The organism is Microbulbifer regidiadema (SeqCode), assembly GCF_052467605.1.
On sequence record NZ_CP174316.1, the window covers coordinates 3,565,100 to 3,580,886 of the forward strand.

Genomic DNA, 15,787 nt, shown 5'->3' on the forward strand with positions numbered 1-15,787 from the left:
AACGTGATCAATGTCGATTTGAAGAGATTGGTTGATACCATGACGCCGCATATGCGCGACTCACTTGAGGGCGCTGCCGGCCTATGTTTGTCACAAAATCAGTATAATGTTGAGTTGGAACACTGGTTGCTGAAGTTACTGGACCAGTCTGATACAGATTTATTCCACTTGCTGGAAAAGCACGACTGTAATCCCGCCAACTTCGCCAAGCAATTAGCTACTGCGATAGCAAGGTTTCGGGCCGGTAGCAGCCGTCCCCCAGCGCTCTCTCCTACCATCGTAGAAGCGGCAAAGAATGCCTGGATGCTGGCTTCTATTGATTATGGGCACAGAGCAATCAGTTCTGGGCACTTTATTGCTGCGCTGCTATTGGAAGAGACTTCCCGCCGCCAGATTCTCGAGTCTTGCCCCGAACTGAAAGAAATAGCCCCGGAATCAATTCGTGAAACCGCGCGAGCAATGTTTGGGCAGAGTGGTGAGTCCAGCCACATTAGTGCTACAGCGGATATGGGTGATGGCGCGGCAGCAGTTGCAGCAGCAGCTTCTAAGGCTCCAGCATTAGATAAGTACACGATCAACCTGACCGAAAGAGCAAAAAAAGGGGAGATTGACCCGGTACTTGGCCGCGATGAGGAAATTCGCCAGTGCATCGATATCCTGACTCGTCGCCGTCAAAATAACCCGATTTTGACTGGTGAAGCGGGTGTTGGTAAAACAGCGGTTGTTGAGGGTTTTGCGCTTCGCATAGCCAGTGGTGATGTGCCTGAGCCACTCCGTGGTGTTGCTGTACGCACCCTTGACCTGGGCTTGCTCCAAGCGGGCGCGAGTGTAAAAGGTGAATTTGAAAATCGTCTAAAATCTGTAATTTCAGAAGTACGCGCTTCCGCAACCCCCATTATTTTATTTATCGATGAAGCACACACGATGATTGGTGCTGGTGGTAAAGAGGGGCAGGGTGATGCGGCCAACCTGCTGAAGCCGGCCTTGGCTCGGGGTGAGCTGCGCACTTTAGCGGCTACAACTTGGGCAGAGTATAAAAAATATTTTGAGCGTGATCCCGCTCTGACTCGTCGATTCCAGGTAGTAAAAGTTGAAGAGCCCGACGAGAGCAATGCAATTGATATGATGCGAGGCATTGCGGCCTCTCTGGAAGAGCACCACAAAGTTCGAATTCTGGATGAGGCAATTATCGCCTCGGTCAAATTATCTCATCGCTATATCCCTGGGCGCCAGCTGCCAGATAAATCCGTCAGCTTGTTGGATACGGCCTGTGCTCGGGTGACTCTCAGCCAGTCGGCAACCCCTGGAGCCATTGAAGATGCGCGTATCAATATTGAGCGCACTAGTACGACTCTGGCTAAACTTGAGCGCGAAAATGCTGCAATGGGAGAGCACGAGGAGCAGTTGGAAGAACTGAGAGCCTTCAAGGCCTCAGAAGAACAGCGCCTGGAAACGCTGGAACAGCAGCTGGTTAAAGAGAATGAGCTGATCGAGCAGATCCAAGAGCTTCGCGATCAAATTGATAGTGAATTTATGAAGGCTCAGGGTGGAGAAGAAAGTCCAGATGAAGCACTGTTAGCGGACTATCAGCAACGGCTAAAGAGCTTAACAGCAGATTTGGAAGCTGTTCAGGGTGACACTCCGCTAATGCAGCCTGCGGTGGATGAGCAAGCTATTGCTGCTGTTGTCGCAAACTGGACCGGAATTCCTGTTGGAAAGATGGTGAGCGACGAGATTGTTGCGGTGAAAACGCTGTCTGAGCGCTTGAATAAGCGGGTTATTGGGCAACCGCATGCTATTGAAGCTGTAGCTCAAGCCATTCGCACTTCTCGTGCAGGTCTAACAGACCCGCGTAAGCCCGTGGGCGTCTTTATGTTCTGTGGTACGAGTGGTGTCGGTAAAACCGAGACCGCCCTTGCTTTAGCAGATGAGCTATTTGGTGGTGAGCAAAATATTACCACTATCAATATGGCGGAATTTAAAGAAGAGCATAAGGTTTCCATGCTCTTGGGCTCTCCTCCCGGCTATGTAGGCTATGGTGAAGGTGGTGTTCTTACTGAGGCTGCACGCCGTAGACCTTATTCTGTAATTCTATTGGATGAAATGGAAAAGGCGCACCCCGGCGTACAGGATATTTTCTATAACCTTTTTGATAAAGGTACCATCAAGGATGGTGAAGGGCGGGATATTGATTTCAAGAATACCGTTATCATTATGACCTCTAATGCGGGCGAGGATGCTATTCGGGCTATATTTAACCAGGTTGAAGAGAAGCCCGAGCCAGATGTATTAATGGATAATATCCGCCCGCATCTGTTGCAAAAATTTAAGCCTGCATTCCTGGGGAGAGCCAATGTAATTGCTTACTATCCTCTAGATGATGAGAATCTGGTAGAAATCTGCAAAATTAATATGCGCAAAATTGAGAAGCGAGTTCATGAGCATTATGGTGCTTCCTTTAGCTATGATGAGGATGTCTTAATTAATATTGTCGCTCGTTGTCATGAAGCTGATACCGGTGCCCGTAATATTGAAGTTATTCTAAATAAAACGCTGTTGCCTGAGTTGGCCGGCCAGTGCCTAGATAAAATGGCACGTGGCGAAGAGGTTAAGGCAATTAAGGTTTCCTCAACGGAGGACGGGGACTTTAGCTACGCGGTAGAATAGAGAAGTATAAGTTGGCCCAGTAGTGACTTTGATTGCATTTCATTGCTGGGCTAGCTATCACTGATACAAATAATTTTAACGTGTAACTGTCGATTTTGCCTGTCAGCTTTTACCTCTAATTCGAATACTAAACAGTATATGTATAAAAATGTTATGCATATAAGTGAGGCGGCCATATTTCAGTCCATATAACGGGAAATTCGATAAGTTATTCTGGCCTGCAGATAAATTATAAAATCATAACCAAATATCCCTGCTAATTTCATTGGTTTCTCTCAGGCATATCGAAAGGTAAAGGTCCGCCTGTAATTTTTTATCTGTATTGAGGATTTTTATGTGCTCTGCATGGTTGCTTTTATTTGAATTTAATTAAACTGGCATGAGGTTAGTAAGGCGGAGCCGAAAACTTCTTCTAATCTGGTTTTATCTGTTAGCTCACAAGTGAGGTTAAGTGGCTTTCCAGTTTCAGAGTTTTTGTTGGGATTTCTTTTTGCGTAAACCCAGACTTCGTAGGTTTTATTTTCATAATTAACGTCAATGGCTTGAGAAGCTACAAACTCAATTGGCAGTATCTGTGTCAGAGAGTTTGAGAATTTAGCAGGAAGAATGGCAAAGCCTTCTTTATCTGCTGTAAAGGTATCTACCCACTCTTGTTTCCATTCTATTGAGCGTATAATTTCTGCTCCTGCTGCGGGCTCACCATTTAGGGTTAGTTTGATTTTTATTTCTGAAAATATGCAAGCTTTAAAGGGGTTGAATGGTGCCATAGCATTGGTTTCTTCAGGTAGTATGCTGATTAATAAAGAAGATATCATAAGTAATTTGAGGCTATATTTTTTTGTGCACACTAAATATTCTCTAATTGCTCTGGCTAAGTTGGTTGTCATTTTCCAGATTCTATAGTGTGTTTAGGAGTTGAATGCAGGTGTTTAATTAAATTGGCATGAGGTTAATAAGAGGGACCCGAAGACTTCTTCCAGTCTTTGTTTGTCGGTTAGCTCGCAGGTTAGGTTAAGTGGTTTTCCCGTTTCGGAATTTTCGGCGGGATTTCTTTTTGCATAAATCCAGATTTCATAATCTTTGTCCTTATAGCTAACGTTAATGGTCTGAGAAGCGATAAACTCTATTGGCAATATCTGTGTTAATGAGTTTGAAAACTTAGGCGGAAGAACAACGACCCCATCTTTATCTGATGTAAAGGTATCTATCCACTCTTTTTTCCATCGGATTGAGCGTTTAATCTTGGCACCTGATATGGGTTCTCCATTAAAAGTTAGCTTGATTTTCATTTCTGAAAACGTGTAAGCTTTAAAGGGGTTAAATGAGATCATAGCGTAAGACCCTCTAAATGACGCAAGAGTTAATATAAAAGATATTGCAAGTAATCTAAATGTATAGTTTTTCACGCTGAAAATATTATGGTTATTCTGTCAAGGGTGTTTTTATTTGATTGGTTATATTTTTCAAATCTAAGTTTTATTGATTTTATTGCGAAGCTACTGTTTTGAATAGGTTTTTAATATTCATCAGTATGGGGCAATTACCCTGTAGAGCAGGGAAAAGTAGATTAGCCCAGCAGTGACTTTGATGAAGTGTCATTGCTGGACTAGGTACCACTGATAACATACTTATAGAAATAACTTTAACGCTTAACTATTGATTTGGCCTGCCAGCCTTCATCACTAAGTCGGATACTGCACGGTGTATACGTAAAAATATCATGCGTATAAAGGATACGGTCATATCTGCGCCCTCTACAACAGCCAAGCCGATTAGCTGTGCTAATCTACGAATAAGTCGCAAGACCCAGAAAGAGATATCTTCACTAATCTGATAGGCCTTATTCATGAATATTGCAAGCCTATCGAGAAGGGTGAAAGCAGTCCCGCCGGTTACTACGAGTGAAATCCCTGCGAGGTTTGTAATTTTCTTGAGCACCCAGAGTAGTGCTTCACCAGCCATCCATGCGGCATTCATCGTTAGGGAGAGGTGATTATCAGATTTTAACCATGCTTCGATACTTTTATCTAGATTGCCTTTGGGTTTTCTAAGTTTTATGCCATCCCAGTCTAAGCTGGTTCCATTGGGAGAAACCGAGGTGATGTAGGTTGTACTGCTGTGGTTTGTTCCGGGATTGAGGCTGGGAGTTGGCAGCTCAAAGTCCCCAGTGCCGCCATTTGGTATATGGATAAATGGCCAGGTGGGTACCATGGGTACAGGATCCGCACGATGATAAACACGATAAATGTTTTCGGCTTTGAGTTTTCGTTTACAGTTGCTAGAAAAGTGGTCAAGCCCTACTCGTGGGCTACCAAATGTATACAGTTTTATCGACTTGCCTGTGTGCGATGACAGCCAGTCTGCGGCAAGAGTGGCTAGTGCTCCACCAAGACTGTGTCCTACACAGTGGATAGTGTGAATGTCGCTTGGAAGGTTACGTGCGAAGTTTTCCAGTTTTGGTAAAAAAGATTCAAAGGTATAAAAAAATCCCTGGTGAACGGAACCTCCAGTATGAAATCTTCTCACGCCGGCATTTAGGTCGGTTAACAAGTCATATAAACTGTCAGTGCCAAGTATGCTTACAAAGGCTTGTCCTTTATATTGTTTTTTTCCTGATAGAACTATTCCTCTAGTATCTGTGCTTTTTATTATAGCGAGTGCACCGGCCTCCCCATCAAATTTTCCGGATAACTCTTTATCAATTTCAAAATCATCCTTGTAGACTTCAAAAAACAACTCCCGGGTATTGGGTTCTTTTACTAAGTAAGTATCTGCAGCAAGCTTGGCGCTGTATTTTGGGCTAAGCATAGTGTTGTCATCCTTGTGTTTTTATTTTAAATAAACTTACAAGAAGTTTTTAGATATGAATCGAAAACTTCCTCTAATTTGAGTTCATCTGATAGTTCGCATGTTAAGTCAAAAGGTTTGCCGTCAAGTTCTGAGTTTTCTTCTGGGTGTCTCTTTGCATATACCCATATCTTGTATGATTGGTCGTTATATTCGACTGTAATTTTTTGTGCGGATACAAACTCCACTGGTAGGACTTGAGTTAAGGAATTTGAGAATTTGGCGGGGAGAATCGCAATTCCTTCTTCATCTGAAGTGAAAGTATCTATCCATTCTTTTTGCCATTGTATTGATCTTGTGATCTCGGCTCCTGATGCAGGTTCGCCATTTAGGGTTAACTTGATTTTCATTTCTGAAAATGTACAAGCTTTAAATGGGTTAAATGAAGCCATAGCGCTAGTTCCTCCTGATGATATGGCAGTTAATAATAAAAATACTGAAAATAGTTTAAATTTTTTGTACATATTGAAATCTCTCTTGATTTATCTTCTGAATTGGCAGGGTTCTTTCACCTATACTTGCAGGCTTGATTTTTGTATTGATTTGAAGCGTATAGAATGTATGTTTTGCTGGTGTTTATATTCTTGCTCTAGACTGTTGATCTTTTGAGTGAATTTTTTGTGATTTGGTTGCAGGTTTATACGAGTACCTTGCTGCTTTTGCGTTGATTCTTCTCTCTATTTTTACATGGCTTTTCTTGAGCTTTTATAGGGTTCTTGATTTTTATTAAGGCTCTCCAAAGGAGGGGGTTATGGTTCGTCTATATTTATATTTCTTCTTGGTCGATTAAGTTGGTTGTTTTTATTTTTATCAGGCTTGAGCTTTATTGTTCTGGGTAGGCTTAAAGCTTTCACATAGAGTGAAAGCCTAGTCATTGCGACTCCCTAAATAATGCTGCAGGCCCTGAAGCGGCTACAGTTATTGCGTTGTAGCTCTTGCAAAGGGTTAAGGCTATTCGCGGCGAGCTATACCGAATATCTTAATCTATAAGGCTTACAGAGATATTGCAGAGTTATTCTGAGGCTTTTAGCCCGGATTACTTACCGGGCACTCGGTTGTAATCTCGCAAGAGAGATTTCTCTGTGCGTTAATTTTTATTTAAAAATTTTATTTTATAGTCGTTATCTTTACTTGGAGTAAGTGCTGTGGCGGAGTAATGCACTTTAAAAAGATAAACAGGTTATTGTAAGTATCAGATTATCTTATCCAGATAAGGCCGGTCTTAACTTGTCGGTGCCGGCATACCGTATTTAGCCAATGGTAAGGCGGATTTATTTTATCCGCCGATCAATACCGTTGGGTAGCCAACAACGATTTTCCCGCCATGGCCTGTTGTATCTCCCATTCGTGCCGCAGGCTTTTTTTGTAGCATTACGGTTGTACTTCCCATGGCAACACTATCCGGCGGTCCTACACAGGTGCATGTGCTGCCCACGGTTGCTGCTGGCATTCCACCGATAATAACAGTGGGGGCTCCAGGGCTGACTATAGGGCCACCTACGTGGGGGACAGTACCGGTGACCATTGGGCACACATGCATATCAGTGATACGGGAAGCTGGTTTACCCATAGTTTATCCCTCAATCCTGCCATTTCCGCCGCGAGCCAAGTCGAGACCTTGCTCCATGTAGCGCATAAATCTTTTATTTGGGTCAACGGGGTCGGATAATGCCGCAGCCAGAGTAACGCTGCCGGCAACGGCGTGTGCGTAGAGGTGTTCGGGAGGTTCTATCACGGGTTCGCCCTCAGAGGCTAGGCTTCCATGGCACCAGCTGGCTGCTGTAGCTGCCCAGCTTGCAGGTGTTTTATGCTTGGTTTTGTCACCGAACAGTTTACAGCGCAAGCGAGCTTCTTCACTGGGTTTTTTTGCCCAGGTTTCCGCCGCATTAAGTGCATTTACATTGTCTTCGTCAGTTTCTGGGCTCTGGATATCCCGAGCTGCGAGGCAGGCCCACCACACGGCTTCCCGCTTGGGGAGCCCGTGAGCCAGCAGCTTGATCGCATCTGGAAATAGGCCGGCATCCATAAGGCGATTTATACTGACTTCTGGCGCTGTATCTAGTACTAAATATTCTTCGGCCTCGTCACTAACTTCAAAATTTTTGAGTAGCTCATCCGCTGTTAGTGCTTCTACCTTAATGAGGTCCGTCATTGATATACCCGCATCAATTAATCATGGTGATGCCGCCTTTCAGCGTCAGTGTACCGCCACCTTTGACTTCCGCAGTGGCATCTCCCGCGCAAGAAAGTGTCAAACCTTTGATGGTAATGCCCTGCGGAGTTAGCTTAATACTGCTGCTGCCTACCTTCAACTCGATTGAGGTATTGGAGGAAATTTTAATCGCCCCCATAACATCAGTAGTTTGAGTACCTTGGCTGACTTTGAGTTTATGGTTTCCTGATCCGATAGTAACAGTTTGATGACCTTGATTAACATTGAGTTTCTGGTCGCCCTTTGCAACGGTAACAACCTCATTGCCATCGGTAACTGTAATTGTCCGGTCTTGTTTAACTTCCAGAGTTTGTTTGTTCTCTATCTTGCCATTCTGATCATTATGGATGAGGAAGTTATGGTCTTTGCCCGCCTCCATATAGACTTCTTCACTGCCGCCTTTATCATCAAAGCGGAGCTCATTGAAGGCGCTGTTCTCATACTCGGTTTTCCAACCGCTTTGAGTTGCGGTGTAGTTCGGGCCTGGATTATCACCGTTGTATACGGCTCCGGTGATTAATGGCCTATCCGGGTCACCATTAATATAAGTGACGACAACTTCCTGGTTTATCCTGGGAACAAAATTTGCCCCCCAGTTTTTTCCGGCAAATGATTGCATCACCCGTACCCAGCAGCTGTTTTGTTGTGAATTCCAAGGGAACTGCACTTTGATTTGGGTATAGGGGTCCTGGGAGCTATCTGCGGTGGTTGCCTTAACCTCAAGGACGCGTGCGACTTGAGGGGAGTGGACCTTCTTGGCAAATAGCGAGGGCTCAGGTCTTGGTGTTACTGATGCGGGGATGCAGTTAAAGGTATTGTGGAAGTGGGTACTTTTATTATTGCCGTCTGTTGCAGAGATACTGACGGAAGTAATCAGGTACTTTCCTTTTTCCGAGGAGAGCGTATGGTCAAAGTCAAAACGGCCACCAGCGGCAAAAGAGGGGCAGTCGCTGCGCCCATGGCTTACATCAAATAGGGCTTCTTGCGCCTCCATTGAGCGCTCGGCCAACGCTTTATGGTAGCTATCGGTGAATTTATGCTTATGCTCACCATCTACTTGGAAATGGTTCAGCCCATAAATACCACGGACGTAATTGCTGACATCATTTAGCTGACTGGTAGTTTTAACCTGCTGCTTATTGTCTTTGGTTGCAGTGAACTCACAATAATCTTTCAGCTCAAAACCGCCACCGTGATAGTTGAAATTTCTCTGCCAACTGCTCACGGTATTTTTGGTTGGATGGCTGCCATCGCCGTCGTATTCTATTTGCTCACTGGTACAGTCATAGAAGTCCTGGCTGTCATCGCAAAGAATCAGTTCGTGTTGCCCACTTGAGTGTTTGAAGTAGTACGAGATACCTTCTTCAGACATAAGGCGATTGATAAACTCGAAATCGCTTTCATCAAATTGTACACAGTATTCACGAGTTATATATTCAGCATTTAATTTAACGCTTAACTTAATAACCTTACTGTATTCGCCTAAGACTTCTTCAAGAATCTGCTTTGCAGATTTCTTTTCAAAAATTCTGTTGGAGCCGCCGAGGGTGGTAAACCAAAGACCAGGTTGAACTATCGCACTATAACTGCGCACCCCTTCAGCATTTACGTCGCGCAGAGATAGCTGCGTAACATAGCCATTAATGTAACGAGGGGTTTCTGAGTGATGTATGGATATGGTGAGGGCTTTGCCGACGATATCATTCTGGCTAATGGCGTGATCGTCAGATAGGAGTTGCAGGTCGTAGCGGAAGGGCTTGGAGATATACTCCTCACCCTGAAGGCTTGTGGCGATCACTGCATCAGTGCCGAGCGGGCTGTCGACCTTAATCAGTCTTTGGTCTTGATTTAATGTAGTCATGGGCAGCCCCTACTATCCCTACGGTGCCTTTAAGAATAGTACTTGTTGTTTTGTGTTCAGTTGTTTAGCTGAAGGCTCCGTAAGCACTCAGCTAAAGAACTGCTAAATAATGGCCTGCGGAAGTTCGCAGGCCATTGTGCATGCAGATCAGACCGTGCAGGCTTACAGCGGCTTGGCTGTTTCCAGGTCGTACCCAACGCGCATGCTGGCTGGGTTTTTGTTGGTCTTGTCTGCGTGGTTGAGTTCCGCTTCGATTTTAGCGTAGCTCAGGGAGATGGACTCAGCGGGAGGACCACCAGCAGAACCGGACATGCTGTAGGAGGAAATCAGAGTGTTTTCCAGTTTGTAAACAGCGTACTTCTCTACGGAGTTAGCACCGGTTTGTACTACGTGGATCTCAACGGTAACGCCTTCGTCACCGGTAACGGAAGACTTGAACAGGCCGCCGGAAGCCGCGTCCAAACGCTTGCTGAAGCTAACTTCGCTCAGGCTTGGGCGGGTAGCTTCGCGGTTTGACATAGCGCCAGCTTCCATGGTAATGCCACGACCAACGCCGAAGTTGAAGTTGTCGATTTCGATCCAGTCTTCGTAGCCGGAAGCAGTAACATTGCCTTTGATGGCCTTGTTGTTGTAATTCATGTAAACAGCCATGGGGTGTCCCTCATTGGTTGGTGTGTAATATTGGTGGTTAATCCTTTACCACCGCGATTTGCAGTAGTTCAGGTTGTCGTCGCGGTGGCAACTGAGGTGATTTAAACAAAGAGAGAGATAAAAACAAACTAATTTTCTCGTTATTTAATCGACTCTGGCACTAATTTCGAGTGGCGTCCCTAGGCAGTTACGAATTATAGCCATTTGCCTTATTTGACTCTGACCCCATTTTTTTATTCACAAAAACGATTAAATCTCTAATAGGGACAAATGTGCAGATCTGGTCATGGATATTGATTGACAGATAGATATCGATTTGAAAACATCCAGTAATATGCTTTTGCTGAGATAGCCTTGTAATAATATGTAATTTAGCCCTGTAACGGCCTAATCCCTAGTGGTTACGGGTGTTGCTTTGGTATATTGGCTGGATGGCATGTTAAGGCAAAATTATTTGAATACTGATTTATTGTTGCCGCAAAGGCTGTTCGATATACTTTGCTCCCTATATTTATTGCCTTATCCATTAGGGAGGCTCTGAACGATTCCGTAATATCTCTGTAGGCCTTGAAGGCTACAGATGTTGGGCGCAGCTTGCAGTGAATGGCCGCAGTCCTTTGCAGGGGCTTTATTCAGCAGTTATAGCTTTCCGGGCCCGCCCTTAGGGGCTTGCGGAGTACCCGCCCCCTGCATTGCGACCTTTAGGTCCACACTCCTGCGAAGCCGCACCCTGATTGCAGGTTGTCCTGCAAGTCAGAGGCGTTACGGAATTATTCAGGGGCTCTTTATGGATTTATAACAGAGCTTTTGCGGACTTGGATATGTCGTAATGGCTTCCCATGGAGGCGGAATTGAACGATAAGACGCGCATTGTCCGGCCGAGTGACGCTTCGCCGGATTCGGGTCACTCAAGTGCTGGACTGACAGAAGACGGTGATATAACGGTTGTTGTCCAGCAGGATAAGACCGGGGCCAATGATCACCCCCCGATTAGAGGCGCTCAGCCGGTAATTCCCTCGGCTGCCGCTGACTTTAGCTCAGATGCTACGGTTTTTGCGCCCTCGCTCAAAAGGCTGGATGATCGCTCGGGAACCGGTGAGGGGCTGGACCTGGGCCCTGTGGAATCGGCTTTTCTGTCCGAGCCCTTTGAGTCCACTGAAGCAAATGCCGTGACCAAAACGGTTATCAAGGGGCGGTTTGAGCTCGATAAGCTTTTGGGTGTGGGGGGTATGGGAGCGGTTTATAAAGCTCTCGATCGCCGCAAGCTGGAAGCCAATGACAGTGAGCCCTATGTTGCTATCAAGCTGCTGAATGACGATTTTCAGAAGCACCCCGATGCCTTTATCTCCCTCCAGCGGGAAGCGCGCAAGTCGCAAACACTGGCTCACCCCAATATTGTAACGGTCTACGATTTTGACCGCGATGGCGATCGCGTATTTATGACAATGGAGTTCCTGGAGGGGGCTCCTTTGGACAAGTTGTTGCGCGATCACGCCGATGTGGGGCTGGAGCCGGAGCGCGCCCGCTCGGTGTTTTGGGATATCTCCCAGGCACTGATATATGCCCACTCCCACAAGATCGTCCACTCGGACTTTAAGCCGGGCAATATCTTTGTCACCAATAAGAAGGGGGCAAAAGTATTTGATTTCGGTATTGCCCGAGCCGTTTCCGAGGGGGGAATCGCGAGTAAGGCCGGTGAAACCACCATATTTGATGCGGGCACACTCGGCGCCCTCACCCCGGCCTATGCCAGCCTGGAGATGCTCAAAGGGGCTGAGCCGGCGCCCAGTGACGATGTATATGCACTGGGCTGTGTTGCCTATGAGCTTTTCTGTGGGCGCCACCCCTATGACAAAACACCGGCAGACAAGGCCTTAGAGAAAGGCCTGCGGCCCAAGCGAATCAAGGGTCTTAACCGCCGACAGTGGCGGGCACTCGAGTCGGCGCTTGAACTGAAGCGGGAGAACCGCACCAGTACCGTTGATAAATTTGTCCAGGCGTTCTTTGTCAGCCATGCCTGGAAGTGGGTGCTCGGCAGTGCATTTGTTATGGTTTTGGGCGGGGCCGTTGTGGGTTATGGCCACTTACAGCAGCAAAACGCAGTGGAGCAGGAGCGGGTTAGGGTCGAGCTTGAGCGCAAGCACGAACAGGAGCTTTTGGCCCGGCGCATCGCCGATAAGAAAGAGGCCATCACCCGCCTGATTGGTTTGAGTATATTGACCCCGGCTTGGGAGCGGGACCTGCAGCTGGAGCTGGAGGAGTACGCCAAGTTGAACCCCTCCGACGAAGAGTTCATCGACGCTTCCCGACGCCAGGTTTCAGAGCTCTTCCTGGCAGCGGCAACGGGTCAGCTAAACCTGGGTAACCTTGACCAAGCAGACGTAATGCTTGCAGGCGTTGCCAACTGGTATGGCGAGTCTAAAGAAGCTGAGGCGATCAAGTCGCAGCTGGCGAATGACAGAGAGAATCTGCGTGCTCGCCTTGAGGCTGAACGCATCGCCGAAGAGCGGGAAGCTGAGCGCATCCGTCTGGCTGAAGAGCGGGCGGAGCGTCGCCGCCTGGAGGCACTGAAGCAGCAGCAAATTGATGCGGTGCTCGATGATATGGAAGTGGCGCTCAACTGTAGCTTTTCTATCAGTGCCAGCGCAGTCGGATCACAGTTGTCCCGCTTAGCGAGTCTGGACAGTACAAAAGCCCTGAAGATACGCCCTGTAGTGGGTGAAGAGCTGCTCAATTGCGCATCGAATCTCGGTGCTAAAGACCCGGTTCAGACCGAAGGCCTCGTCGATCAGTTCAGGGCCCTACTGCCCGCCTATCAGCCACTGAAGGACTTTAAGCTGGATTTCTGTGGCCACCTGGTACCCGGCAGTGGCCGGCGAGGTGATCGCTACACCTGCCGCGACCGCCTTGTGGACGGCCGCAAAGGCCCGGCAATGGTTGTTATTAAAGGTGTGAGCGGCAGGCCTTTGGCTGTGGGCAAGTATGAGGTTAGCAGTACCGAATTGGCACAATTCTGCCAGATAGCGGGCCAGTGCGGTGAGGAGACCCCGGCGGCTTCGGATCTGCCGGCCAACAATCTGTCCCTGGCGACCGCAGAGGCCTATCTAAGCTGGCTCAGTGAAGAGACTGGTTATCGCTACCGCCTGCCCTCTGAGCAGGAGTGGTTTGCCGCCGCCAATGCCAGGGGTGAGGACGAAGTAGCGGATCGAAATTGCCACTTGAGTTATGGCGGTATCGAGAAGGGAGCTGAGCTGGTTCCCGCCAAGGCCGGATCTTCCAATGGCTTTGGACTGCTCAATGCCGTCGGCAATGTCCAGGAGTGGGGTTTTGGTACAGATGGAGAGTTGCTCGCTCTTGGGGGCAGTCGGATTGACCCGATGAGCCGCTGCCTGACAACAACCAAGAAGCTCCATAGCGGCCAGCCCGATGAGCTGACAGGTTTCCGCATTGTTAGAGATGTTAACTAGGTTAAATAATTGCCAGTGAATATCGTTACGATAATCAAGCTGGTTCGATTTAGATTGAGATTTAGAGAGTAAAACTGGGGGAGATATGCTTAGGCTAGAAAAGAGTAAGCTAGCATTGTTTATAGGTGCTGGCTTGCTTGTATCGCAAGTGCCGGCGTTTGCCCAGGAGGATGGGTCCAGTTTTCGCAGCCGTGTTAGGGAGGCCTTTAATCAGGATACTGCGACTATTAATGAAGTTGATGTAACTGAAGATTTCCTGCAGCGCACTTACGAAGCTGAAGACCCTAACTTAAATACTGAAATCCCCGAGATTGCTGAGCGCAATCAGGGGCCGCGAATCACGGTAAAAGAATTTAGGTTTCACCGTTTGGAGGAATACCCCGAGTTTGGTATTTCCCGAGAAACTGTCGAGAGTATGGCAGAAGAGCTTCGGGTGAAATTTATGAAAGAGGATCAAATCCTCGCTAGTGGCTATACCGTAGACAATCTGGAAGAGTTAGCGGTACTGCTAGGTGCCATGAATGCCCAGTTTAATCCGGGCGGCTTGGGCCCGGCGGAACTGAGAAAACTTGTCGGCGTTATTGAAAAGCAAAATGAAGAGCGCGGGTTAAGCTATGGTGATCTCGAGGAGATCGCCGCCGAGCTGACCAGCTTTTATCGTCGCCAGGGGCTTTTCCTGGCCCAGGTACAAATCCCTGCCCAAGACGTAGAAGACGGAGTGGTTACCTTAACGGTACAAGAGGGATTGTTGGGTCAGGTTGTTGCAGAGGATAACGAAAAGTATACCGAGGAAAAACTTGCTGAACCCTTTGATAGCCAGCGCGGCCAGCTGGTAAATCATGAAAATATCGAAGAGGGGCTGTATCTACTCAATGACCTGCCGGGCTTAAATGTTACCGGGTACTTTAGTGCCGGTGATAATCCCGGAGAAACCAAGCTTAACCTAAAAACACGGGAGTCGGGCTCCTGGCGCGCTACTTTTAGGGCGGATAACCACGGCTCGCTTTATACCGGTAGTGAAAGGATTTATACAACCGTCGATTGGTTAAATCCGCTGGGTTTCGGTGATGCTTTAACCCTGGGTTATTTGAAATCCAACCCTGAGTCGGATGATGATTACGGCTCGGATCTCGCTCAGTTAAGATATAGTTTCCCCCTGTTCGGCCCTCGCACACGCTTGGAAATATCAGCCGATCATAATACGTTTAATCTGTACGACGAGACCGGTGAAAACGTTGCAATTAATGCGCTGGGAATTTCTGGTGTCAATAAAAATTATGCTATTTCACTGGATCATAAGTTTCGGCGCTCGCGGGACTTTAATTTTACCGGCTCCTTTGGGTTAACGGAAAAGGAATCAGATCTCGAAGGTATTGTTGAATTCGACAATGACCACGTCTATGGCGGAGAGGTCGGTGTGTATATGGACAGCCTGTCCAACGGTTTCCTTTCCATGCTCAATACATTGAGTGCTACCGCACAGTACGGGAAACACCAGAATCTGAGCGTAGACGAAGAGGGCAGAGGGGAAGATTTCAATAAATTGGCAATTAATTCCAGCTCATTGATATTCCTGCCGATGCCCTTTACCGACGATCACTCCAGGCTGATCCTGAAGGGCCGAGCACAATATAGTGAGAGTAATCTACCGGGATTCGAGCAACTGTCGCTCGGTGGTGCCAATGGTGTGCGCGCCTTCTCTGCCAGGGACTTTTCTGCGGATATGGGTGCAGTTCTCTCCGCAGAGTGGTATGTCAATTTCCCCGAGTTTATGAATCCCATTGTGTTTAATCAGCGCTTAAATGACCTGTTCCAGGTGGCTCTGATTGCGGATGTCGGCTACGGCTATGTGAATAACTATGAAGAAGATTTAGAGGACGATTGGGCGCGATTCTCCGGCGGCGGCATGCTGTTTAAGATGAACTGGAGTGACAGCTTCTCGAGTAAAGTCTCGGTTGCCTGGCCCATTATGTCGAGCTCCTCGATAGCAAATACAGCAGTTGGTGAAGATGAGCCCACGGTCTACGCTGACTTCTCTATTTTTTATAACTGAATAAATATTTTTTCCCGAATACTTAAAAT

11 protein-coding genes are annotated in these 15,787 nt (G+C 47.2%); 3 read left to right on the plus strand and 8 right to left on the minus strand.

All coding sequences use genetic code 11. The annotated features are described in order from the left end of the window. Nucleotides 1-3 precede the first annotated feature (3 nt). Complete coding sequence (gene tssH, locus ACJJIF_RS16230) at nt 4-2,667, plus strand: type VI secretion system ATPase TssH (RefSeq protein ID WP_444929365.1); 2,664 nt, start codon at nt 4-6, stop codon at nt 2,665-2,667. Nucleotides 2,668-3,032: 365 nt separating this feature from the next. Here tssH and ACJJIF_RS16235 read toward each other — a convergent pair whose 3' ends face one another. From ACJJIF_RS16235 to ACJJIF_RS16270, 8 genes are all read right to left on the minus strand, one after another. Next, nucleotides 3,033-3,554, minus strand: a complete 522-nt coding sequence (locus ACJJIF_RS16235; RefSeq protein ID WP_444929366.1) for a DUF6795 domain-containing protein — start codon at nt 3,552-3,554, stop codon at nt 3,033-3,035. A 42-nt stretch (nt 3,555-3,596) separates the two neighbouring features. Beyond that, the gene (locus ACJJIF_RS16240) at nt 3,597-3,998 is read right to left on the minus strand and encodes a DUF6795 domain-containing protein (RefSeq protein ID WP_444929367.1); all 402 of its coding nucleotides are present in this window, start codon (nt 3,996-3,998) and stop codon (nt 3,597-3,599) included. Nucleotides 3,999-4,320: 322 nt separating this feature from the next. Beyond that, nucleotides 4,321-5,475: a lipase family protein gene (locus ACJJIF_RS16245; protein WP_444929368.1), complete on the minus strand. Its 1,155-nt coding sequence runs from the start codon at nt 5,473-5,475 to the stop codon at nt 4,321-4,323. Nucleotides 5,476-5,501: 26 nt separating this feature from the next. Then, nucleotides 5,502-5,978, minus strand: coding sequence for a DUF6795 domain-containing protein (locus ACJJIF_RS16250; RefSeq protein ID WP_444929369.1), 477 nt, complete (start codon nt 5,976-5,978; stop codon nt 5,502-5,504). A gap of 812 nt (nt 5,979-6,790) precedes the next feature. Continuing rightward, nucleotides 6,791-7,084, minus strand: coding sequence for a PAAR domain-containing contractile injection system baseplate protein (locus ACJJIF_RS16255; RefSeq protein ID WP_444929370.1), 294 nt, complete (start codon nt 7,082-7,084; stop codon nt 6,791-6,793). A 3-nt stretch (nt 7,085-7,087) separates the two neighbouring features. Then, nucleotides 7,088-7,666 (minus strand): DUF6931 family protein, encoded by a 579-nt coding sequence (locus tag ACJJIF_RS16260; protein WP_444929371.1) that lies wholly within the window; start codon nt 7,664-7,666, stop codon nt 7,088-7,090. A gap of 13 nt (nt 7,667-7,679) precedes the next feature. Then, nucleotides 7,680-9,587 (minus strand): type VI secretion system Vgr family protein, encoded by a 1,908-nt coding sequence (locus ACJJIF_RS16265; RefSeq protein ID WP_444929372.1) that lies wholly within the window; start codon nt 9,585-9,587, stop codon nt 7,680-7,682. A gap of 162 nt (nt 9,588-9,749) precedes the next feature. Further along, entirely contained in the window at nt 9,750-10,238 is a 489-nt protein-coding gene (locus ACJJIF_RS16270) for an Hcp family type VI secretion system effector (protein ID WP_444929373.1), read from the minus strand. Nucleotides 10,239-11,089: 851 nt separating this feature from the next. Between ACJJIF_RS16270 and ACJJIF_RS16275 the strand changes: the two genes are divergently transcribed. Further along, complete coding sequence (locus tag ACJJIF_RS16275; protein WP_444929374.1) at nt 11,090-13,705, plus strand: bifunctional serine/threonine-protein kinase/formylglycine-generating enzyme family protein; 2,616 nt, start codon at nt 11,090-11,092, stop codon at nt 13,703-13,705. A 133-nt stretch (nt 13,706-13,838) separates the two neighbouring features. Beyond that, a complete protein-coding gene (locus tag ACJJIF_RS16280; protein WP_444929375.1) occupies nt 13,839-15,758 on the plus strand; it encodes a ShlB/FhaC/HecB family hemolysin secretion/activation protein in 1,920 nt (639 codons plus the stop codon). Nucleotides 15,759-15,787: the final 29 nt, after the last annotated feature.